The organism is Nocardia xishanensis NBRC 101358 (genome assembly GCF_001613365.1).
Classification (GTDB): Bacteria; Actinomycetota; Actinomycetes; order Mycobacteriales; family Mycobacteriaceae; genus Nocardia; species Nocardia xishanensis.
Genome location: NZ_BDCF01000050.1, coordinates 18,541 through 40,131 on the forward strand (window position 1 = coordinate 18,541; position 21,591 = coordinate 40,131).

23 protein-coding genes are annotated in these 21,591 nt (G+C 69.5%); 13 read left to right on the plus strand and 10 right to left on the minus strand.

Annotated features, from left to right (window positions below; all coding sequences use genetic code 11):
- Positions 1-85: 85 nt before the first annotated feature.
- The 3 genes from NX1_RS28480 (at position 86) to NX1_RS28490 (ending at position 2,588) form a co-directional block, all read left to right on the plus strand.
- A complete protein-coding gene (locus tag NX1_RS28480) occupies positions 86-1,033 on the plus strand; it encodes a helix-turn-helix transcriptional regulator (RefSeq protein WP_068065922.1) in 948 nt (315 codons plus the stop codon).
- Positions 1,034-1,302: 269 nt separating this feature from the next.
- Complete coding sequence (locus NX1_RS28485) at positions 1,303-2,031, plus strand: MspA family porin (protein ID WP_068065925.1); 729 nt, start codon at positions 1,303-1,305, stop codon at positions 2,029-2,031.
- Between the two features lie 122 nt (positions 2,032-2,153).
- The gene (locus NX1_RS28490; RefSeq protein ID WP_068065928.1) at positions 2,154-2,588 is read left to right on the plus strand and encodes a hypothetical protein; all 435 of its coding nucleotides are present in this window, start codon (positions 2,154-2,156) and stop codon (positions 2,586-2,588) included.
- Positions 2,589-2,701: 113 nt separating this feature from the next.
- Here NX1_RS28490 and NX1_RS28495 read toward each other — a convergent pair whose 3' ends face one another.
- On the minus strand, positions 2,702-3,394 hold the full coding sequence (locus NX1_RS28495) for an SGNH/GDSL hydrolase family protein (protein WP_068065932.1): 693 nt from the start codon (positions 3,392-3,394) through the stop codon (positions 2,702-2,704).
- Between the two features lie 8 nt (positions 3,395-3,402).
- Positions 3,403-4,824, minus strand: a complete 1,422-nt coding sequence (locus tag NX1_RS28500; protein WP_068065934.1) for an MFS transporter — start codon at positions 4,822-4,824, stop codon at positions 3,403-3,405.
- A gap of 101 nt (positions 4,825-4,925) precedes the next feature.
- On the opposite strand from NX1_RS28500, the gene NX1_RS28505 reads away from it, so the two are divergent.
- Positions 4,926-5,525: a TetR/AcrR family transcriptional regulator gene (locus tag NX1_RS28505; protein ID WP_068065936.1), complete on the plus strand. Its 600-nt coding sequence runs from the start codon at positions 4,926-4,928 to the stop codon at positions 5,523-5,525.
- A 211-nt stretch (positions 5,526-5,736) separates the two neighbouring features.
- On the opposite strand, the gene NX1_RS28510 is transcribed toward NX1_RS28505, so the two are convergent.
- The 6 genes from NX1_RS28510 to NX1_RS38750 form a co-directional block, all read right to left on the minus strand.
- Positions 5,737-6,543, minus strand: coding sequence for a sirohydrochlorin chelatase (locus NX1_RS28510; RefSeq protein WP_084501823.1), 807 nt, complete (start codon positions 6,541-6,543; stop codon positions 5,737-5,739).
- A 1-nt stretch (position 6,544) separates the two neighbouring features.
- Entirely contained in the window at positions 6,545-7,840 is a 1,296-nt protein-coding gene (locus NX1_RS28515; RefSeq protein ID WP_068065940.1) for a sulfate adenylyltransferase subunit 1, read from the minus strand.
- 1 nt (position 7,841) lies between these two features.
- Complete coding sequence (gene cysD / locus NX1_RS28520; RefSeq protein ID WP_068065943.1) at positions 7,842-8,774, minus strand: sulfate adenylyltransferase subunit CysD; 933 nt, start codon at positions 8,772-8,774, stop codon at positions 7,842-7,844.
- Positions 8,771-9,490 carry a phosphoadenylyl-sulfate reductase gene (locus tag NX1_RS28525; protein WP_068065945.1) on the minus strand — a complete coding sequence of 240 codons (720 nt, stop codon included), beginning with the start codon at positions 9,488-9,490 and terminating at the stop codon, positions 8,771-8,773. Before NX1_RS28525 ends, cysD begins: the two co-directional genes overlap by 4 nt.
- Positions 9,491-9,532: 42 nt before the next feature.
- Positions 9,533-11,329 carry a nitrite/sulfite reductase gene (locus tag NX1_RS28530; RefSeq protein ID WP_245668717.1) on the minus strand — a complete coding sequence of 599 codons (1,797 nt, stop codon included), beginning with the start codon at positions 11,327-11,329 and terminating at the stop codon, positions 9,533-9,535.
- 168 nt (positions 11,330-11,497) lie between these two features.
- Entirely contained in the window at positions 11,498-11,590 is a 93-nt protein-coding gene (locus tag NX1_RS38750) for an Ms4527A family Cys-rich leader peptide (RefSeq protein WP_355000761.1), read from the minus strand.
- Positions 11,591-11,804: 214 nt separating this feature from the next.
- Between NX1_RS38750 and NX1_RS28535 the strand changes: the two genes are divergently transcribed.
- Both NX1_RS28535 and hemW read left to right on the plus strand, forming a co-directional pair.
- The gene (locus tag NX1_RS28535) at positions 11,805-12,212 is read left to right on the plus strand and encodes an SgcJ/EcaC family oxidoreductase (protein WP_068065948.1); all 408 of its coding nucleotides are present in this window, start codon (positions 11,805-11,807) and stop codon (positions 12,210-12,212) included.
- A 201-nt stretch (positions 12,213-12,413) separates the two neighbouring features.
- Entirely contained in the window at positions 12,414-13,619 is a 1,206-nt protein-coding gene (gene hemW / locus NX1_RS28540) for a radical SAM family heme chaperone HemW (RefSeq protein ID WP_084501824.1), read from the plus strand.
- A 116-nt stretch (positions 13,620-13,735) separates the two neighbouring features.
- On the opposite strand, the gene NX1_RS28545 is transcribed toward hemW, so the two are convergent.
- Positions 13,736-14,491, minus strand: a complete 756-nt coding sequence (locus NX1_RS28545) for an SDR family oxidoreductase (RefSeq protein WP_068065951.1) — start codon at positions 14,489-14,491, stop codon at positions 13,736-13,738.
- A gap of 145 nt (positions 14,492-14,636) precedes the next feature.
- Here NX1_RS28545 and NX1_RS28550 point away from each other — a divergent pair, with 145 nt between their 5' ends.
- The 6 genes from NX1_RS28550 to NX1_RS28575 all read left to right on the plus strand — a co-directional run bounded on the left by NX1_RS28550 (position 14,637) and on the right by NX1_RS28575 (position 19,318).
- Positions 14,637-14,852 carry a hypothetical protein gene (locus NX1_RS28550; RefSeq protein ID WP_068065954.1) on the plus strand — a complete coding sequence of 72 codons (216 nt, stop codon included), beginning with the start codon at positions 14,637-14,639 and terminating at the stop codon, positions 14,850-14,852.
- Between the two features lie 340 nt (positions 14,853-15,192).
- On the plus strand, positions 15,193-16,224 hold the full coding sequence (gene hrcA / locus NX1_RS28555) for a heat-inducible transcriptional repressor HrcA (RefSeq protein WP_068065957.1): 1,032 nt from the start codon (positions 15,193-15,195) through the stop codon (positions 16,222-16,224).
- A gap of 140 nt (positions 16,225-16,364) precedes the next feature.
- Entirely contained in the window at positions 16,365-17,519 is a 1,155-nt protein-coding gene (gene dnaJ, locus NX1_RS28560) for a molecular chaperone DnaJ (protein WP_068065964.1), read from the plus strand.
- 4 nt (positions 17,520-17,523) lie between these two features.
- Entirely contained in the window at positions 17,524-18,264 is a 741-nt protein-coding gene (locus NX1_RS28565; RefSeq protein ID WP_068065965.1) for a 16S rRNA (uracil(1498)-N(3))-methyltransferase, read from the plus strand.
- A 144-nt stretch (positions 18,265-18,408) separates the two neighbouring features.
- Positions 18,409-18,789 (plus strand): low affinity iron permease family protein, encoded by a 381-nt coding sequence (locus tag NX1_RS28570; RefSeq protein ID WP_068065966.1) that lies wholly within the window; start codon positions 18,409-18,411, stop codon positions 18,787-18,789.
- 40 nt (positions 18,790-18,829) lie between these two features.
- Positions 18,830-19,318 carry a DUF6098 family protein gene (locus NX1_RS28575; protein ID WP_245668718.1) on the plus strand — a complete coding sequence of 163 codons (489 nt, stop codon included), beginning with the start codon at positions 18,830-18,832 and terminating at the stop codon, positions 19,316-19,318.
- Here the strand turns inward: NX1_RS28575 and NX1_RS28580 are convergent.
- The gene (locus NX1_RS28580) at positions 19,261-20,544 is read right to left on the minus strand and encodes an MFS transporter (protein WP_068065970.1); all 1,284 of its coding nucleotides are present in this window, start codon (positions 20,542-20,544) and stop codon (positions 19,261-19,263) included. The genes NX1_RS28575 and NX1_RS28580 overlap by 58 nt on opposite strands.
- Before the next feature lie 99 nt (positions 20,545-20,643).
- Between NX1_RS28580 and NX1_RS28585 the strand changes: the two genes are divergently transcribed.
- Entirely contained in the window at positions 20,644-21,576 is a 933-nt protein-coding gene (locus NX1_RS28585) for a LysR family transcriptional regulator (RefSeq protein WP_068065977.1), read from the plus strand.
- Positions 21,577-21,591 lie beyond the last annotated feature (15 nt).

The window sequence follows — 21,591 nt, forward strand, 5'->3', positions numbered from 1 at the left end:
CTTGATGATCGGTTCGCGTTGGTGGAACCATCGTCGCGCGTAAAGTGCTCACCAATTGAGCACTTTGTGGGGCAGAATTTCCGGCATGCGAGCGGATCGTCTGGTAGCGACGTTGTTGCTGATGCAGGCCCGAGGCAGGGTGACCGCCGCGGAGGTCGCCGCGGAACTGGAGGTCTCCGTGGCGACGGCGCGGCGCGATTTGGAGGCGCTCTCCGCGGCGGGCATTCCGGTGTATCCGCAGCAGGGCCGCGGCGGTGGCTGGACGCTGGTGGGCGGAGCGCGCACGGATTTGAGCGGTTTGTCCGAACCCGAAGCCAGGGCGCTGTTCCTGTTGGCCGGCGCGTCGGCGAGCGCGAATCCGGAGGTGAAATCCGCGCTGCGCAAACTGGTTCGGGCGCTGCCGCAGACTTTCCGCGCCGACGCCGAGGCGGCCGCCGACGCGGTGATCATCGATCCGGCGCGCTGGGGTCAGCGCGACCGGAACCGGCCCGGCGTCGTCGACCTGTTGCAGCGGGCGGTCGTGCAGCGGCGACGGGTGCGGCTGGAGTACGAGCGGGCTGACGACCGGACGACGCGCGTGGCCGACCCGTGGGGGCTGGTCGACAAGGACGCCATCTGGTATCTCATCGCGGGCACCGAGAAGGGGAGCAGGACCTTCCGGGTGGACCGGATCGTCGATGCCCAGCTGACCGACGAAACCTTCCGCCGTCCAGACGATTTCGCACTGTCGGCGGCCTGGGACGAGGTGGTCGGCGCGATGGAGCGGCGCCGCGCGGCCACGTCGGCAACCGCCCTGATCGCCCCCGCGTTGCTTCCGGTGCTGCGCGATCAGCAAGGTAGGCACTGTGAGGTGGACGGCCCGGTCGCCGACGGCCGGGTCCAGGTCCGGATCACCGCTCCGACGCCGCGGATGATCGCCCAGCAGCTGGCCGGGTGGGGCGCGGAGATCGAGGTGCTCGGACCGCCGGAGGTGTGCGAGCACCTCGCGCGGCTGGGCGCGGAACTGGTGCGACGGTACGGGACCACCGAATAGGCGAAAACGATCCTGCGACCGCGTTTCCCGGTTTGCTCGAGTTCGCTACTGTGTCGGCGAGGCCCGCGCGCTCGGCGCCTCCACCATTTCCTTGCTGCGACCGCGTGCCGGTTTCGTCGGTGACTCGCCGTTGCTGTACGGTTACCAACGCTGGGCTACAGCGCTCGATGGAATGCCCGTCCGCACCCGCCGAAGAGGATCTGCGACGACGGTAGGCGTGCGAGTTCGTTTGTGAAAGTTCCGTTTCGATCAGATTCGACTGGAGCGTGATGAACCGCAAGCATTCACCTGTCCTGGCCGCGATCATCGCAGTGGTGGTGGTCGTCGCAGGCGCTGTCGGTGTTCAGAGCGCGGCCCGCGCCGAGCCGGGAGAGGTCGACTCCGGCGGGATGCACCTGGTCGCATCGGTAGATGCCAACTTTGTCAAGTCCACCGGTGATCTCGCATTGGGAGTCCCGTTCTCGCACTCGGCCAAAGTATCCGGGAACTTCTCGGTCTCCCTCGATGGAGCCTCGACGCTGCGCAGGGGGAAGCTCATCGCCGGATATCTGGTCGGCTGCGCGGTGGACATCTCCGATGGCATCGACATCAGTGTCGCGGCCGCCGTCGGCGGCCATGTCGATGTCACGCCCGGAACTTTCGGGCTGAGTCTGAGTGTTCCGTTCGGCGTCAATGTCAGCGATCAGGTCGACGTCAATTTCGGCGGGGATCTCGGCATCGCTATCGGCGGAGGAGAGGTCAACTTCGGCGTCAACGGCGAAATCGGTGGCGAGATCACCGTATCCATCAACCCTGGCAGCGTGACCGCGGCGGTGATCGCCGAGTCGGAGCTGGACGAGGATTCGTCGTTCCCCTTCACCTTCGGGCACTCCAACACCGCGCTGAACGTCAACGGATGCCTGACCCCGGCATCGGCCATGCCGTTCATCACCGTTCGCGCCGACGCCCGCAACGGCATCGCGCAGACGACGGGTTATGGGCAGCAATTCGTGTTCTGAGCCGCGACGCCCGATCGTGAATCGGGCGCGAAGGCGATGACTGGCCGACCTTTCGGCGTGAAAACAGGGGAGGGGCACGTACCGCACGCAGATTCGACAATCGGTGAGAGGCGAGAACCATCATGATTCGTAGGACCTTCGAGAGCGCATGTCGCAAGCTGATCGCGGGTGCGCTGCCGTTGGCGGTCGCCGCGGCGTTCGTCGGGATCGCCGCCCCCGCGCAGGCGGCTCCCGCGCAGGCGCCCGCGCCGATCGTTCGGCAGGTCGCCGAGCCGGTGCAGATCGGCGCGGCCGGCTCTGGCCTTCCGCTCGAGTGGATCGCGACGGATCCGGCGGCGACGAACTCCGATCCGCTGGCCAACGGCGCGGCCGCAGGGGCGGTGGTCGGCGCGACGGGTTCGGGTGCGATGAGCGCGGTGTCGTGCATGGCCGGCTTCCTCGTCTTGGCGGTGCCGTGCGGCATCATCGGCGCGATCAACGGTGCGGTGGTCGGTGCGCTCGTAGGCCTGCTCGTCGGCGCTTTCGCGCCCGATCTGGTGCCGCAGACGCTGCCCTGATCGAGGGCTGATCGCGGTCTCGCGAGGGCGGTGCGGAACCATGCGTCACTGAGCCGTGCCCCGGACGAAAGGTACTGGGACACGGCCCATCTCGTCTGCGACGGTCTCCGAATTCAGCCTGCGGCGGTGTCGGCGAGGATTCGCGCGCTCAGCGCCCGCACCATCTCAGTGGCCACCACCGCGTGACCGCTGGTCGTGAAGTGAAGGAGATCGGCGCTCATGACCTGCGGCCGCAGCCGCAGCGGGTGGTCCCAGAAATCGACGAGCACCGCGTCGTAGCGGTGGGCCAGGTCGCGGACGATGTCGTTGAGCACCGCCATGCGTTCGCGCATCGGCCGCATCGGCGCCATGCGCTCGGCCTCCCAGACATCGGCCACCGTGAACGTCATGACCTGTGCGCCACCGCGGCTCACCGCGGCGAACAGTCCGTCGAGGTTGGCGCGTACCCGGTCGACGTCGGCGCCGGGCAGAAACAGATCGTTGCCGCCGCAACTCACGTGCACCAGGTCGGGCTCGAACTCCAGCACCTGCTGGAGTTGTTCGTCGCGGACCTGCGCGGTCGTCGCACCGACGCGTCCGGTGTTCAGATAGGCCAGACCGGGCCGCACCGAGGTCAGCAGGGCGGCGAGGCGATCGGCCCATCCGGTCGTCTCGTATCCGGGGCTCGGATCGCCGACGCCACGGGCGATGGAGTCGCCGAGGACGGCGAAACGCCGCCACGGCGCGTCCGCCAGCAACTCCCGTGCCGTGTCGGGCGCCAGCAGCATCGGGTCGTCGGCTTCGGTGTGAATGTCATTGTGCGTCATGGTTACTCCTACTCGGTGACGGTGGCCGCGGCCGGGGCGAGCTGCCGCGTCGGTACGGCGCACAGGCAGGCCGCCACGACGGCGATGCCCGCGCACACCGCGAACAGGGTGTGGAACCCGGCGAGCGCGTCACCGGGGTGGGCGGCGAACACCGCGGCCAGCACGGCGACGCCGAGCGCACCGCCGACCTGCCGCGCCGTGAGGTTCATCCCGATGCCCGCCGCGAACTGTTGTGGTGGAAGCGAACTCGCGGCCGCGGTGCCGAGCACCGTCACCACGATGCCGACACCGCCGCCGCCGAGCACGCCCGCGGGGATCCAGACCGACCACAGCGCCTGCGTCGGCCCCAACGCGTCGGTGCTCATCCAGACGAGGCTCGCGGTGAACATCAGCGCGCCGAGCACCCCCATCCAGCGGCGGGCGACCGGCGAGGTCGCGCGTCCCGCCAGGGTGGCGGTCACCATCGACACCACCGCGCCGACGGTGAGCGCGGCGGCCGAGCCGAGTACCGAATAGCCCCAGATCGCGTCCAGGAACAACGGTCCGGACAGCAGCCAGGCGAACATCGCAGCGCCGAAGACGAACGAGGTGGCATTGGCCAGCGCGTACGGCCTGCTTCGCCACAATTCCACGGCGATGGCCGGATTGTGGTGCCGCGCCGAACGCGCCAGCGCCGTGACCAACAGTGCGGCGCCGACGCCGAGGGCGGCCAGGGTGCCCGGTGAGGTCCAGCCCCATCGCTGCCCCTCGGTGACCCCGGCGACCACTCCGCCGAAGCCGAGCGCGACGGCCGCCGTGCCCAGCGGATCCGGCAGCGTGTTGCCGACGGGCCGCGGGTCGGACACCGGAATCCGCAAGGCGGGCAGGATGAGACCGAGCGCCACCGGCACGTTGATCACGAAGACCGCCCGCCAGCCGAACGCCTCCACCAAGCCGCCGCCGATCGCCGGTCCGACCACCGCGGCGAATCCGCCGGAGGCCGACCAGGCGCCGATGGCGGCGCCGATCTTTTCCCGCGGGGTGACGCTGAGCACCAGGCCCAGCGCCGCGGGGACCATGAGCGCGGCCGTCGCGCCTTGGAGCATCCGGCCCGCGATGAGCCAGGTCGCGGTCGGCGCGAGCCCGCACAGCAATGACGTGAGCGCGAAACCGGCCAGCGCGGAGAGGAACAACCTGCGCCGCCCGAGCGCGTCGGCGAACCGGCCGCCGGGCGTGAGCAGCGCGGCGAACGCGACGGCGTAGCCGCTGACCAGCCAGGTCAACGTGGTCACGGCGGTATCGGAGTAGTCGCGGGAGATCGCCGGGAAGGCGATGTTGACCACGGAGAGGTCGAGGAAGGCGATGAACGCCGCGCCGCACGCGATCAGAAGCGTGGCGGTGGCGCTCATCGCGGGAGGACTGGCGGTGGTCCGCGCGGACACCTCGGTCATGGGCGATCCTTCGGGAAGCGATAACAAAAAGTACGACCGTTCGTGCAATAAAATACGACCGATCGTTCGTATTCGCAAGCGCTCGGTGGAAGAATGGGGCCATGGCCGAGACGACAACCGATCAGCGCCTGGTCAAGGGCGCCCGCTCCCGCGCATCGATCGCCCGGCACGCCGCCGATGTGGCGTCGGTCGAAGGGCTGAACGGCGTGAGCATCGGGCGATTGGCCGCCGACCTCGGGATCAGCAAGAGCGGGATCGCCACGCTCTTCGGTTCGAAGGAATCCCTCCAGCTCGCGGCGGTGGAGACGGCGAGGGAAGTGTTCGTGGGGCAGGTGATCGAGCCGACCCTGGGTGTGCCGCGCGGTCTACCGCGACTGCGCGCGCTGATCGATCGGTGGTTCGCCCACATAACCGAACCGGTCTTTCCCGGCGGCTGCTTTCGCACCGCCACCCTCGTCGAATTCGATAGCAGACCGGGCCCGGTACACGACGCGATCGTCGCCGACCGCGAGAACTGGCTCGGCTTCCTGACCAAAGAGATTCGCGAAGCCCAGGCTCAGGGCGACCTGGTCGCCCACGACGCCGACGCCCTCGCCTTCGAATTGGACGCGCTCCTCAGCGCGGTCAACACAGCGCGCCAACTCGGCGACGAGACCAAGGTGCACACCGCACGGCGCATCGTCGACGGGCTGCTGACGTGAAACGCCCTCGAAGCGTGAGCCTTCGGCGTAATCGAACGAACGGACGTCGGCTGCTGAGCAAGCCCGCCACGGCCCGCTCGACCGCATCCAGCAAGCTTCTCCAGAACGCCGGAGTGAAGTCGACCAGTTGAGTGAAGATCTTCAGGGGGACGGCACCGTGATCAGCGGGCGGTCGAAGACCACGGTGGCGCTGTGCGTGCCGTGCGGAGGCTCAGGCGGACAGCGGTAGCACGGCCGCCCGCGCGGCGTCGTAGCGATCCCAGACGATTTCGGCCATGGCACGGTGCACGCCGAGGACATCGGCGTGGGTGAGGTCAGGGGCGGCGGTCGCCAAGCGGTCGGTGAGCAGGCCGGGGGCGAGGAACCAGGGGGCGACGAGGATGTGGTCGGCGCCGCGTGCGCGCAGGCGGGCAACCGCCTCGTGCACCGTGGGTTCCGTGGTGGCGAAGCAGATCTCGGTGTGCCAGCCGGTGATCGTGGCCAAGCGGCGAGCCACCGCGGCGGTGCGGGCGTTCGCCGTGGAAGACGACGAGCCGACGGCGGCCACCGCGACGCCGACGCGGTCCGCGGAGACTGTCGTCGAAGTCCCGATGGCGTCGAGCACGCGGTCCCGTAGCGCGTCGATCAGGCGCGGGTCGGGACCGAGCACGTCCGCTTGGGTGAGCCGCAGACGCGGGTGCCGGGCGCGGCATGCGTCCAGCAGCCCCGGCAGGTCGACGCGGGCGTGAAAGGCGCTGCCCAGCAAAAGGGGCGCCACGATGGCATGCGTATGACCTTGGTCCGCAACGGCTTCCACGACTTGCTCGACCGAGGGCGCGCTCAGGTCGAGGAAGGCGAGGCGGACGTCGAGATCGGGCCGGGCGGCGGCGATCTCGGCGACCACCGCCGACATGGTGGCCGCCGACCGCGGATCGCGGCTGCCGTGCGCGACCGCGATCAGCGCGGGCGCGGCGAATCGACGGTCGCCGCGCCGCGGCACCGGCCTGCCGATGCCGCGCGGGGCGAACACGTCGGTCATCTCAGGCCTCGGTGCCGACCTCGACCGCGGTCAGCACATCGCCGACCAGGCCCGCGCCGAGCGTGTTGCCGCCCGCGGGGTCGATCAGCAGGAAGCTGCCGGTGTGCCGGTTGGCCCGATAGTCGTCGGCCGCGATCGGCTCGGCGACGCGCACCGAGATACGCCCGATGTCGTTGAGCTCCAGCGCGTCCGGGTTCGGCTGCGCGGCGAGCCGCTGCTCGTCGAAGCGCTCGATGAGCGCGCCGACGATCGCCTGGGTGGTGCGGGTGCCGTGCTTGAGCAGCAGCCGTGCGCCGGGGCGCAGCGGCTTGTCGCCCAGCCAGCAGACCGTCGCGTCGAAGCTGTCGATCGGTTCCGGCGCGTCGGACACCGCGGCGATGATGTCGCCGCGCGAGATGTCGACCTCGTCGGTCAGGATCAGCGTCACGCTGCGCCCGGCCTGCGCGACGGCGAGCTCGCCGTCCGGTGTGTCGATCCGCTCCACGGTCGTGCGCACGCCGGAGGGCAGCACCACGATCTCGTCGCCGGGCGCCACCGAACCGGCCGCGATCTGACCCGCGTAGCCGCGGTAGTCCGGGTATTCGGCGGTGCGCGGGCGGATCACGTACTGGACGGGGAAGCGCAGACCCAGCGAGTGCGCGCCGGTGTTGTCGGCGTCGACCGGCACCGACTCCAGGTGCTCGATGAGCGACGGGCCGTCGTAGTACGGAGTGTTCGCGGACCGGCTGGCGATGTTGTCGCCGTGCAGCGCCGAGACCGGGATCTCCAGCACGTCCTCCGGCGCCCAGCCGAGGGTGCCGGTGAGCTTGGTGAACTCGGCCGAGATCTCGGCGAACACCGTGGCGGCGTCGTCGACGAGGTCGATCTTGTTCACGGCGAGCACCAGCTTCGGCACGCCGAGCAGCGCGAGCACCGCCGCGTGCCTGCGGGTCTGCTCGATCACGCCCTTGCGCGCGTCGACCAGCAGGATCACCAGCTGCGCGGTGGACGCGCCGGAAACGGTGTTGCGGGTGTACTGCACGTGCCCGGGAGTGTCCGCGAGCACGAAAGACCGCTTGGGCGTTGCGAAGTAGCGGTAGGCGACATCGATGGTGATGCCCTGTTCCCGCTCCGCGCGCAGCCCGTCCACGAGCAGCGAGAGATCCGGGGTGGCCAGACCCTTGTCCACCGACGCGCGGGTGACGGCGTCGATCTGGTCGGCCAGTACGGATTTCGTGTCGTAGAGCAGCCGTCCGACCAGGGTGGACTTACCGTCGTCGACAGAACCGGCGGTGGCCAGCCTCAATAGGTCGGACATGTCAGAAATAACCCTCTCGCTTGCGGTCTTCCATCGCGGCTTCCGAGACTCGGTCGTCGCCGCGAGTCGCACCACGTTCGGTCAGTCGGGACGCGGCCACCTCGGCGAGGATCGCCTCGTTGTCGGCCGCGTCGGAAATGATGGCGCCGGTGGTGGATCCGTCGCCGACGGTGCGGTACCGCACCGAGCGGGTCTCCAGCACCTCGCCATCGCGCGGTCCGCCCCACACGCCCGGCGTCATCCACATGCCGTCGCGCTGGTACACCGGGCGCTCGTGCGCGTAGTAGATGGTCGCGAGTTCGACGTTCTCCCTGGCGATGTAGCGCCAGATGTCGAGCTCGGTCCAGTTGCTCAGCGGGAACACGCGCACGTGCTCGCCCGGCGCGTGCCGCCCGTTGTACAGGTTCCACAGCTCGGGGCGCTGCCGCTTCGGGTCCCACTGGCCGAAGGCGTTGCGCAGCGAGAAGATGCGCTCCTTGGCGCGCGAGCGCTCCTCGTCGCGACGGCCGCCGCCGAACACCGCGTCGAAGCGGTTCTCGGAGATGGCGTCGAGCAGCGGCACGGTCTGCAGCGGGTTGCGGATGCCGTCCGGGCGCTCGGTGAGCCTGCCGTCGGCCAGGTAGTCCTCGACGCTGGCGACATGCAGTCGCAGCCCGTACTTCTCGACCACCTTGTCGCGGAACTCCAGCACCTCGGGCAGGTTGTGGCCGGTGTCCACGTGCAGCAGCGCGAAGGGCAGCGGCGCGGGCCAGAAGGCCTTGAGCGCCAGGTGCAGCAGCACGGTGGAGTCCTTGCCGCCGGAGAACAGGATCACCGGCCGCTCGAACTCGCCCGCCACCTCGCGGAAGATGTGGATGGCCTCCGACTCCAACGCCGCGAGGGTGTCGAAGTCGGTGATGCCAAGGGAGCGTTCACTTCTGATGGTCTCGGTCATGATTGATGCAACCCGCATTCGGTCTTGGCGAGGCCGGCCCAACGGCCGCTTCGCGGATCGGATCCCGGCTCCGGCTTCCGTGTGCACGGAGCGCAGCCGATGGACGGATATCCCTCCTCCACCAGGGGATTGACGAGGATGCCGTGCTTTTCGATGTAGGCATGCATCTCGTCGTCGGACCACGGTGCGATCGGATTGATCTTCACCAGGCCGAAGGCTTCGTCGTAGGAGATCAGCGGCGCGTTGGCGCGGGTGGGGGCCTCCACCCGGCGGATACCGGTGACCCAGGCGTTGTAGCCGGTGAGCGACTTCTTCAGCGGCACGACCTTGCGCAGCCTGCAGCACTCGCCCGCGTCGCGCGCGAACAGGTCCTTGCCGAGCAGTTCGTCCTGTTCGGCGACGGTCTGCTCCGGGCGCACGTTGATCACGTTGACCCCGTACACGGCCTCGACCGCGTCGCGGGTGCCGATGGTCTCGGCGAAGTGATAGCCGGTGTCCAGGAACAGCACGTCGACACCGGAGCGAACCTGCGCCGCGAGATGCACCAGCACGCCGTCCTGCATGTTGGAGGCGACGATGTAGCCGGAACCGAACGTCTCCTCGGTCCAGCGCAGCAGGTCGAGCGCCGAGGCGTCGGGGCCGAGTTCGGCCGCGCCGCGCTCGGCGATCGCCCGCAGCTCGTCTTCGGCGAGCTTGTCGGCGAATTTCGTTGTCACAGTTGATCTCCCGTCAGCCGAGTCACGATTCGGGCAGCGTGCTCATCGCAGGTCGGCCTCGTCGGCGCGGACCGCCCACTGGGCGAACCGCTCGTCCGCGTTCCGGTTCTTGACGAAGTTGCGCACCACGCGCTCGATGTAGTCGCCGAGCTCGGCGCTGGTCACCTTGTGCTGGCGCAGCTTTCGGCCGAAGCCGCTGTCGAGTCCGAGGCTGCCACCGAGGTGAACCTGGAAGCCCTCGACTTGATTCCCTTCGCCGTCGTCCACCAGCTGGCCCTTGAAGCCGATGTCGGCGATCTGGGACCGGCCGCAGGAATTCGGGCAGCCGTTGATGTTCACCGTGATCGGCACGTCGAGCTGGGCGTTGACGTCGGCGAGGCGCTGCTCGAGCTCGGGCGCGAGCACCTGGGAGCGCTTGCGGGTCTCGACGAAGGACAGTTTGCAGAACTCGATTCCACTGCAGGCCAGCAGATTACGCCGCCAGATCGACGGACGGGCCTGTAGCCCGAGCGGTTCCAGTTCGGTGATGAGCTGCTCGATCTTGTCGTCGGCGACGTCGAGCACGATCAGCTTCTGGTAAGGGGTGAAGCGGATCCGGTCGGCGCCGATCTTCTCGACCGCGTCGGCCACCTTGGTGAGGACGGTGCCCGAGACGCGGCCCGCGATGGGGGAGAAGCCGACGGCGTTGAGTCCGTTGCGCAGTCGCTGCACGCCGACGTGATCGATCGGCTTGGCGGGCTGCTCGGGCGCGGGGCCGTCGATCAGCTTGCGCTTCAGGTACTTCTCCTCGAGCACCTCGCGGAACTTCTCGACGCCCCAGTCCTTGATCAGGAACTTCAGCCGCGCCTTGGTGCGCAGGCGGCGGTAGCCGTAGTCGCGGTAGAGGGAGACCACGGCCTCCCACACGTCGGGCACCTCGTCCAGCGGGACCCAGGCGCCGACGCGCTGCGCGAGCATCGGGTTGGTGGACAGGCCGCCGCCGACCCACAGGTCCAGACCGGGGCCGTGTTCGGGGTGCTCCACGCCGATGAACGCGACGTCGTTGATCTCGTGCACCACGTCCTGCTGACCCGAGATCGCGGTCTTGAACTTGCGCGGCAGGTTCGAGTACTTCTTGTCGCCGATGTAGCGGCGCACGATCTCCTGGATCGCCGGGGTGGTGTCGATGATCTCGTCCAGGGATTCACCGGCCAGCGGCGAGCCGAGCACGACGCGGGGGCAGTCGCCGCACGCCTCGGTGGTCTGCAGGCCGACCTCCTCGAGTCGCCGCCAGATCTCCGGCACGTTCTCGATCTCGATCCAGTGGTACTGGACGTTCTCGCGGTCGGACAGGTCCGCGGTGTCGCGGCCGAACTCGGTGGAGATCTGGCCGAGCGTGCGCAGCTGCGCGACGTTCAGCGCGCCGCCGTCGCAGCGCACCCGCATCATGAAGTACTTGGCCTCGAGAATGTCGATGTTCTCGTCACCGGTCCAGGTGCCGTCGTAGCCCTGCTCGCGCTGGGTGTAGAGACCCCACCAGCGGAACCGGCCGCGCAGATCGGCCTTGTCGATGCTGTCGAACCCACCCTTGGCGTAGATGTTCTCGATGCGGGCGCGGACGTTGAGCGGGTTGTCGTCCTTCTTGCTCTGCTCGTTCGGGTTGAGCGGTTCCCGGTAGCCGAGCGCCCACTGGCCCTCGGACTTGCGGCGCACGGGCTTGCCGGTGCGGGTGCGCGGCGCCGTCGACGCCTCGGGACGGGGGCGGTCCGGCCGCACGCGGCGCTCGGAGGCCGGGCGTTCGGGACGCGCCTGCCGGGGGGTCGGCTGATCGCTGGGACCGGCGTCGGTGCTCGACGTCATGAGGTCGCTCCTGCTGGGTGGGTGGTACATCCGCGCTGAGGGCGCATCGGGGATGGCAGCCGGCGAAGCTGGCGGGGCGGGTAGGGGCTGGGCTGATCTCGCGTCCGCGGTGTCAGCGGACCGATGCGACGGGAGTCGCCGGGAAACCCGGAAGAGGGCGCCGCTGAGCTACCGGTGAGAACCGGGCAGACAGCAGGCGCTACAGACGCGCTTGTAGTCGACGTGGCGACGTGCCACAAGTCGTACTCCCGATGCGCGCATGGGGCCTATTGTGCCATGTCAGGCTGGGCGTTCCGACCGTCATGCCGGTATTTCCCCCGAAATAGGGGGAAATTCCCTGGACTGGGAGGTCTATTTGTGATGGTCGTCATATTTCCCGGTGCGAATGCGGCCGGTGATTCGCCCGAAGTGTCCGATGTGAACCGCGGCACCCTGCATTGACCTCGAGTTATGTCGAGGTACGAGTGTGTATCCCATGAGTACCGCACCCGTCGACACCGAGGTCGAAATCGAAGCCATCCGCCAGATCGTCGCCGCCGTCGAGCACGCGCAGCAGCACGAGCTCGTCGACGAATTCGTCGCGCTGTTCCGCGCCGACGCCATCTGGACCACAGGCCACGGCAAGCGCCTGTTCGGCCGCGACGCCATCGCCGAGTTCACCGCCGCCGTGCTGCCTGGCGCCACCGCCAACGGCAAGGCGACCTACGAACTCGAACACGTGCTGTTCATCCGCCCCGACGTGGCCGCGGTGAAGGTGCGCCAGCGGTACTTCAGCAACGAAGGGGTGCTGGAGGGCGAGGGCACCCCGATGTACGTGCTGGCCAAGGAGGACGGCCGCTGGCTGCTCACCGCGAACCAGAACACGCCGGTCGTCGCGGACTGAGTTCGGTGCGTCGGCGGGCAGCCAGCGCTCGGCCGGGCGAGGATCGGTCTGCTCGCCTTGGCCCGCGCCGATAGCGACCAGGATCTCGACAGCGGCTCGCGGCGAGGCGGGGTTCGCGAGCGAGGTGACGGTTGGCACACGACCGGTGGCGGGGCGGTCCCCGGCCGGAAGGCGTAGCGGTTCGGCGGGCACACTGGACAGGTGAGTTCCGCCGTACCCCTCTCGGAGATCGACGCCGACGCGCCCGTGCTGCGCGACTTCGGCGGCGGCCCGTTCGGCGTGTACGTGCACGTGCCCTTCTGCGCGACGCGCTGCGGGTACTGCGACTTCAACACCTACACCGCGGGCGAGCTCGGCAGTTCGGCGTCGCCGCAGTCGTGGCTCGCCGCACTGCGCGGTGAACTGGCCGCGGCCGCCGATCGGTTCGCGGGCCTGCCGTCGGCCACGCCGGAGGTCTCGACCGTCTTCGTCGGCGGTGGCACGCCGTCGCTGCTCGGCGGCGACGGTCTCGCCGAAGTGCTCGACGCCGTCCGGTCGGCGTTCGTCCTCGCGCCGGATGCCGAGGTGACCACCGAGTCGAATCCGGAATCCACCTCACCGGAGTTCTTCGACCGCATCAGGGCGGCGGGATACACCCGCGTCTCGCTCGGCATGCAGTCGGCTGCCCGGCACGTTCTCGCGGTGCTCGACCGCACGCACACCCCGGGCCGCGCGGTCGCCGCCGCCCGCGAAGCGCGGGCCGCGGGATTCGAGCACGTGAATCTGGACCTGATCTACGGCACGCCGGGCGAACGCGACGCCGATCTCGACGCCAGTCTGGACGCGGTGCTCGACGCGGGCGTGGACCACGTCTCCGCGTATTCGCTCATCGTCGAGGACGGAACCGCGTTGGCGCGCAAGGTGCGTCGCGGCGAACTGCCCGCCCCCGACGACGACGTGCTCGCCGCCCGCTACGAACGCATCGACACCCGCCTCGCCGCCGCCGGGCTCACCTGGTACGAGGTATCCAATTGGGCGGCAAACGATTCCGCCCGGTGCAGACACAACCTCGGCTACTGGGACGGCGGCGACTGGCTCGGCGCGGGCCCCGGCGCGCACAGCCACCTCGGCGGCGTGCGCTGGTGGAATGTCAAGCATCCGGCCCGATACGCCGAGCGCGTCGCCCGCGGCGGTCTGCCCGCCGCGGGCTGGGAATCGCTCACCGACGACGAGCGCTACCTCGAACGTGTCATGCTGACCGTCCGCCTCCGCACCGGCCTCCCCCTCACCGCCCTGGCCCCCACCGCCACCCCAGCCGTGAACCGAATCATCGCCGACGGCTTGGCAACCCGCTCCGACACCCACCTCGTCCTCACCGACCGAGGCCGCCTACTCGCCGACGGCGTCGTCCGCACTCTGCTGACCTGATCCGATACGGCCCCATCGGTTTGGCGCGCCGTTCACATCGGCGTCGATGGGCTGTGCTTCCTCGGCGTCGTCCGCTGCAAGGCTGAACCCGCATGGCTCAATGCCTTTCGCGGCGACTACCGCGCGGGGTACTTCCGGTCCAGCCATTCGTCGAACGTCGGCCCCGCGAGGATGGCGTCCGGTCCGGGCAGGAGCGTGCCCGCGGCGCGCAGCGGGTACTCGGGGTCGGTGGTGTCGACGACCGACTCGACGTGGGCCGGATCACCGCGGCGCGCAGCGAGTTTCGTGACGGCGGCGGCGAGGTCGAGCTGCTCCGGACCCGCGATCTCGACCATGTCGGGCGCGCTGTCGGCGAGGGCGAGGGCGGCCAGTTCTTCGGCGGTGGTGCGGGCGGCGACAAGTTGCGTCGGGAAGGTCGGCACGTAGGCCGTGTCGTCGCGGGTCGTCCATTCGAGCATCATCTCGGTGAACTCGTGGAATTGGGCCGCCCGCAGCACCCGGACCGGCACCGGGCCCTCGCGGTAGCCCGCCTCGTGCGCGAGCTTGCCCGCGTAGTGCCCCGTGGTGAACGGATCGATGCCGATGATCGAGACGACCGCGATGCGCCGTACGCCTGCCGCGGCGGCTTCCCGCTGGACGGTGCGCGCGACGGTGCCGAAATAGTCCTTCACCGCCGCGGTTTCCCTGGTCGTCGTGTTGACCGCGTCCACCACGACCTCCACCCCGGCCAGCGCGCCCGCCAGTCCCGCGCCAGTGTAGACGTCCACGCCGGCGGCCCGGGTGATCGCCACGATGTCGTGGCCCTGGTTCTTCAGCACGTCGATCACTTCGCGGCCGATCCGTCCGCTGGCGCCCAGCACTGCGATTCGCATGCGATGCTCCTCCAAGAGTCGATACCTACACCGGGAGGACGATGCGGCGGCCCGAGGTGTGACAAGTGTCCGCGAACGTCCTGGTGTGAGCTCTATCGCAGGCGGGGGATCCCGCGTAGGCTCCGGCTCGACACGGAGGAGTCCCATGCCCCAGGACCAACCCATCGATCTCTTCCCGAGCACCGGCGAATTCGCCGAGGCCAGGGCTGCCGAGAAGGCGGAACACGCGCGCAAGAGCGCGATCGCGGCCAGGACGGTCGCCGGCTACGCCCACGATGCCGCCGACTGCCAATCCTTGCTCGCCATGCTCGGCCTCGACGCCCAAGCGGGCAAGCACGCCAAGGGTTTCGACAGCCGCTGAGAGCCGGCGCCCGAACAGCGGCATGGTCCTGGTCACCATCGCGCGGGCGAGCATGGTTCCGAGTACCGCCCAAGTGACGGAGAACCAGACCGGGCCGCGCAGCGGTTCCGCGCCGATCGCGCCGTTGGTGGTCGGCAAGCTTGGTAACCCCCATTGCGGTTCGCGATCTCGTCGCCGACAATGCCACGGTTGCCCGGTCACGTGCTGTGCGCGACCGGGCGATTGGCAGGTCGGCAACTAAACTGGATACTCAGACGACCGGGAGGCCGCCGTGTTTCGCGCGCTCCCCGCATGCGTCGGCGGGCCTGCGGCGTATCGAGAAAGCGAGGAGGTGGGGCCGATGTCGAGCACCGAGGATCGGCGCTTCGAGGTCCTGCGCGCGATCGTCGCGGACTATGTCAGCACCAAGGAGCCCATCGGGTCGAAAACCCTGGTGGAGCGGCACAATCTGGGTGTTTCCAGCGCGACGGTCCGCAACGACATGGCGGTGCTGGAGGCCGAGGGCTACATCACCCAGCCGCACACCAGCTCCGGCCGCATCCCCACCGACAAGGGCTACCGGCAGTTCGTCGACCGGATCTCCGAGGTCAAGCCGCTCTCGCCCGCCGAAAGGCGCGCGATCATGGAGTTCCTGGAATCCGGCGTCGATCTCGATGACGTGCTGCGCCGCGGCGTGCGGCTGCTGGCCCAGCTGACCAGGCAGGTCGCGGTGGTCCAGTACCCGACCGTCTCGGCGTCGACGGTGCGCCACATCGAGGTGGTCGCGTTGAATCCGGCGCGCCTGTTGCTCGTGGTGATCACCGACACCGGCCGGGTCGATCAGCGTCTCGTGGAACTCGGCGCGGTGATCGACGACGAGGATCTGGCCGCGCTGCGCGCCATGCTCGGCGGCGCGATGGACGGCAAGCGCCTGGCCTCCGCCTCGGCCGCGGTCGCCGAACTCCCCGAGCGCGCCCCGCGTCAGCTGCGCGACGTGCTGATCCGGGTGTCGACGGTGCTGGTGGAGACCCTGGTCGAACATCCGGAGGAGCGGCTGGTGCTCGGCGGCACCGCGAACCTCACCCGCAACGCGGGCGATTTCGGCCTGCCGGGTTCGCTGCGTCAGGTGCTGGAGGCGCTCGAGGAGCAGGTGATCGTGCTCAAGCTGCTCGCCGCCGCGCAGCATCCCGGCACGGTGACGGTGCGCATCGGCGAGGAGACTCAGGTCGAGCAGATGCGCAGCGCGTCGGTGGTGTCGACGGGCTACGGCGTCGAGGGCGCGGTGCTCGGCGGCATGGGCGTGCTCGGCCCCACCCGGATGGATTATCCGGGCACTATCGCCTCGGTCGCGGCCGTCGCGCGCTATATCGGCGAGGTGCTGGCCGAGCGCTGACGCCGAACCGTGCCCACGGCGCTGCTACCCTCGAACCTCTGGCCGGATAAAGTTGAGTGCATCCGACTAATGCCGAGGAGGTCGGCATTCGGTTGGAGCTGCACAGGCGAGTCACAGCGACCAAGGACTAGAGAACTCAAGTGGCACGGGACTACTACGGACTGCTCGGCGTCGCGAAGAACGCGACCGACCAGGAGATCAAGCGCGCCTACCGCAAGCTGGCCCGCGAACTCCACCCGGACGTCAACCCCGACGAGGCCGCCCAGGCCAAGTTCAAGGACGTGTCGGCGGCCTACGAGGTGCTCTCCGATCCGGAGAAGCGCCGGATCGTCGACATGGGCGGCGACCCGCTCGAGTCCGGCGCGGGCGGCGCAGGCTTCTCCGGCGCGGGCTTCGGCGGTCTCGGCGACGTGTTCGAGGCGTTCTTCGGCGGCATGAGCGGCGCGGGCGGCGGTCAGCGCAAGCCGCGCGGCCGGGTGCAGCCGGGCGCCGACTCGCTGCTGCGCACCCGCCTCAGCCTCGCCGAATGCGCGGTCGGCGTCACCAAGCACCTGACCGTCGACACCGCCATCCTCTGCGACAGCTGCCACGGCGCGGGCACCAACGGCAACTCCAAGCCCGTGCGCTGCGAGACCTGCGGCGGCGCAGGCGAAATCCAGTCCGTGCAGCGGTCCTTCCTCGGCCAGGTGCTCACCTCGCGGCCGTGCCCGACCTGCCGTGGCGCGGGCGAGACCATCCCCGATCCCTGCCACAAGTGCGGCGGCGACGGCCGCGTCCGCGCCCGTCGCGAGATCGCCGCGCCCATTCCGGCGGGCGTCGCCAACGGCATGCGCGTCCGGCTGGCCGCCCAGGGTGAGGTCGGTCACGGCGGCGGCCACGCGGGCGATCTGTACGTGGAGATCGTCGAGCAGCCGCACGACGTGTTCGTCCGCGACGGCGACGACCTGCACTGCACCATCCGGGTCCCGATGGTGGACGCCGCGCTCGGCACCACCGTCGTCATCGACACGATCCTGGACGGGCCGACCGAACTGACCATCGCGCCGGGCACCCAGCCCAACGAGGTGTCGGTGCTGCGCGGTCACGGCATGCCCAAGCTGCGCTCCGGCGCGCGTGGCGACCTGATCGCGCACCTGGACATCGTGGTGCCGAGCAAGCTGGACAGCAAGCAGACCGATCTGCTGCGCAAGTACAAGGGCCTGCGCGAGCGCGACCGCGCCGAGGTGATGTCGGCGCAGTCGGAGCACAACAGCGGTCTGTTCGCCCGGCTGCGCGCCTCGTTCAGCGGACGCTGAGCCGTTGGCCGCCACGGTCTTCTATCTCGACGACATTCCCGAGCCCGGCGCGGTCGCCGTGCTCGACGGTCCCGAGGGGCGGCATGCCGCGACCGTGCGGCGCATCCGAGTCGGCGAGCCGATCACCCTGTCCGACGGACGCGGTGTGCTCGCCGAATCGGAGGTCGTCGCAGCCCAGCGCGACCGGCTCGACCTGAAGGTGCTCGACAAGACCGTGGCGCAGCCGGTTTCGCCGCGCGTCACGGTGGTGCAGGCGTTGCCGAAATCGGACCGTTCGGAGCTGGCCGTCGAGCTGATGACCGAGGCGGGCGCCGACACGATCGTGCCGTGGCAGGCGGCGCGCTGCGTCGCCAACTGGGAGGGCAAGGCCGCCAAGGCCGTGGACAAGTGGCGGGCCGCGGCGCGCTCGGCCGCCCGCCAATCCCGGCGCGCCTACATCCCCGAGGTCGCCGACCTGCATCGCACCCGCGATCTGCTCGAGCTGGTCCGAAAGGCCAAGGCCGAGGGCGCGATCGTGGCCGCGTTGCACGAATCCGGCCGTGGCCGTTTCACCGAGCTGCCGTTCGCGCAGGCGCCCGAGGTGGTGCTGATCGTCGGTCCCGAAGGCGGGCTGGACGAGGCCGAGCTCATCGACCTCGCCGCGGCCGGAGCGGACGTCGTGCTGCTCGGGCCGACCGTGCTTCGCACGTCCACGGCGGGCGCTGTCGCGCTCGGTGCGTTGGGCGCGTTGACCCCGCGCTGGTGACGCCCACCGCGCCTGCCCGGCGGTCTCACCCCTAGCTCCAGCCGTTTGACCGGGCTCGTCGCGGTTATCTCAAAGGTGACGGGCCGCGGGAAGGTGGTTGCCAGCGTGGTTGAGCAAGTGCGGGCAAAGGGCGAGCGGGGCGAGATGCCCTCGGATGTGGTCGGCCGCCTTTCGGTGTTCGACAAGTTCGCGACGGCCGCGAGCAGCGTCGCGTCGCGGGCCGGATTCTTCATGTTCTGCGTACTGCTCGTGGTGCTGTGGGCGCCGACATTTCTGGTGCTGCCCTCCATCGACACCTGGCAACTGGTGATCAACACCGCCACCACGATCATCACCTTCCTGATGGTGGCGCTGTTGCAGAACACCGAGTCGCGTTCGGACGAGGCACTGCAACAGAAACTCAACGCCATCGCCGACGCGCTGGCCGACGTGATGGGCGAGCTCAGCGCCGAACACCCCGAATTGCGCCGCCATCGCGCCGAATTGGCCGATGCCGTTGGGCTGGAGAATCGGGAGTCGACCTGACGATCTGGTCGCGACGAGAGGTCGGACGGAAGGACGCACCGTGGCAGGCGAAAAGAGTTCTTCCCCTGCGGATATCGAGCCGCCCGATGCCGCGGAGATGCGGACGATCTACAGTCTCGACGAACTCGCCGAGCTCGTCCAGGGTCGAGACACCATATACCTGAGGTACTCCCACGGCCCCGAGCGAGATCGCGGCTCGGGGCCGAGCCGGGATTTCGAGGCCGACGTCGCGCTGCCGGGATGGTCGGTCACCACCGTCGCGCCGGAGGAGTGGTGGCCGCGTCCGACTCGGGAATGGGTGGCGCGCCGCCTGTGCAAGTACGCCGACCTGGGCGCGCAGGACGACAGCCGCTTCCCGTGGCTGCTCACCGGGCTCGTGGTGGGGCGCGGTCCCGATCACGAACCGCTGATCACCGACTTCGTCCCCATCGCCAGGATCGCCAAATCCGTTGTCGAAGAAGGACTTCGAGTCTACCGGGAGAGCTTCGCCATGGGCCGCGACTCCACCGGCGAACCCGCGGAGGATTGAATGCCGTTGCGGGAACGGATCATCGCGACGGCGAACAGGATCGCTCCCACGGCGAGCAGCGCGGCGACGGTGCCGGTCAGCCCGAGCCAGCCGGCGTGCGCGAAGGCCAGGCCGGACAGACCGCCGACCACCGCGCTGCCGAGGTAGTAGAAGAACAGATACAGCGAGGAGGCCGCCCCGCGATTGCCGCGGGCGAGCGTGCCGACCCAGGCGCTCGCGACGGTGTGCGCGGCGAAGAAGCCCGCGGTGTAGAGCAGGACGCCGACGGCGACGCAGCCCAGCCGATCCGGCAGGCTCAGCGCCAGCCCGAGGCCCATCAGCGCCATCGACGCGGTGAGCATCCGGTGCCTGCCGACGCGGTCGGCGAGCCTGCCGCCCCAGGCCGACGCCACGGTGCCCGCCAGATACAGCAGGAACACCGAACCCGCCACCGCCGCGGGCAACTCGAAGGGACGCTGGGTGAGCCGGTAGCCGAGGAAGTTGTAGACCGAGACGAAACCGCCCATCAAGACGAAGGCCAGGCCGAACAACGCGAGCAGCTGACGGTGGCGCAGCTGCGTACCGAGATCGCCGAGGACCGTGCGCAACCCGGCGGGCCTGGCCACGAACCCCCGCGAGGGCGGCAGCAGCCGGACGAACCACACCGTGCAAGCCGCCACGGCCACGCCGACCGCCGCCGCTGCCCAGCGCCAGGACGCCACATCGAGGGTGAACGAGGGAATCAGCCGTCCCGCGAGCCCGCCGATCGTGGTGCCCGCGACGTAGACGCCCATCGCCGCGCCGAGACCCTCGGTGCCGATCTCCTCCGCCAGATACGCCATCGCCACCGCGGGCACGCCCGCCAGCGCGATGCCTTGCACCGCCCGGCCCGCGAGCAGCACTTCGAGCGAGGGACTGAATGGCAGCAGCAGACCGATGACCGCGGCGGCCACCGCCGATCCGATCATCACCTTGGTGCGGCCGACCCGGCTGGACAGCGCGCTCACCGGCACGATGGCCAGCGCGAGGCAGCCGGTGGTCAGCGAGACCGCCAGTGCCGCGCGGGCGGGCGTCGCGCCGAACGCCTCGGACAGGCTCGGTAGCAGCGCCTGCGCGTTGTACATGGACGCGAAGGTGGTGAGGCCCGCCGCGAACAGCGCGAGGGTGATCCTGCGGTTGTGCGCCACATCGGCGGACTGGCTCTGCGCGATGGCGTTCGTCGACGGTTGCGCCGTTGTGCTGGTCATGGCTACCTCCTGATTTCAGGATTGTCGCCGCGCGTTCCGAAAGGAAATGAATAATAATGACCGAGTTGATGCCTCTATGACATATAGGGAGGTGGCGAGATGCTGGGTGAAGATCTCCAGTGGTTCACGACACTCGCCGAACTGGAGCGGATGAGCGCGGCCGCCGAACGCCTGCACATCGCGCAGCCGACGCTCTCGCGGATGCTCGCGCGATTGGAACGCAAGCTCGGCGCGGAATTGTTCGACCGGAAGGGAAAGCGCATCGCGCTCAACGAATTCGGCCGCGTCTATTACGAACACGCGCGCCGCGCGCAGGCCGAACTCGACGCGGCGGGACAAGCCGTCGCCGATCTCGCCAATCCCGCGCGCGGAGTGGTGCGGCTGTCGTTCCTGCATTCTTTCGGCGGCTGGCTGGTGCCGCAGCTGATCGCCGGTTTCCGGCGCAACGCGGGCCGGGTCACCGTGACGTTGCGCCAGGGCGGCGCCGAGAAGATCACCGGGCACGTGCTCGACGGCGCGTCCGACCTCGCCGTCGTCTCCCCGCGCCCCACCGCGCCCGGCGTCGGGTGGCGCGGCCTGCTGCGCCAGCCGCTGGTGCTCGCCGTGCCCGCGGAGCACCGGCTGGCCGGGCGCAGGCAGGTGCGCATGGCCGAGCTGAGCGGCGACGAGTTCGTCTCCATGCCGCCTGGGTTCGGCATGCGGCGGATCTTCGACGAACTCTGCGCGGCGGCCGACATCCGCCCGCACGTCGCCTTCGAGGCCACCGACCTGGTCACCAGCACCGGGTTGGTAGCCGCGGGACTCGGGGTCGCGGTGCTCCCGCTGCAGGATCCGGCCCCGGCCGCCGCGCGCTCAGGGCCGGTGCTGGTGCCGCTGGCCGACGACGGCGCGTCGCGGGAGGTGGGACTGATCTGGTCGGCCGCCGCCGCGCCGTCGGACGCGGTGAAACGGTTCCGTGACTTCGCCGAGGATTGGTCCGACCGGCACAGGGGAATATCCAGCACACGGCGGGAATGGCCGCCGCACCGGTAGCCGTTTATTCACTGT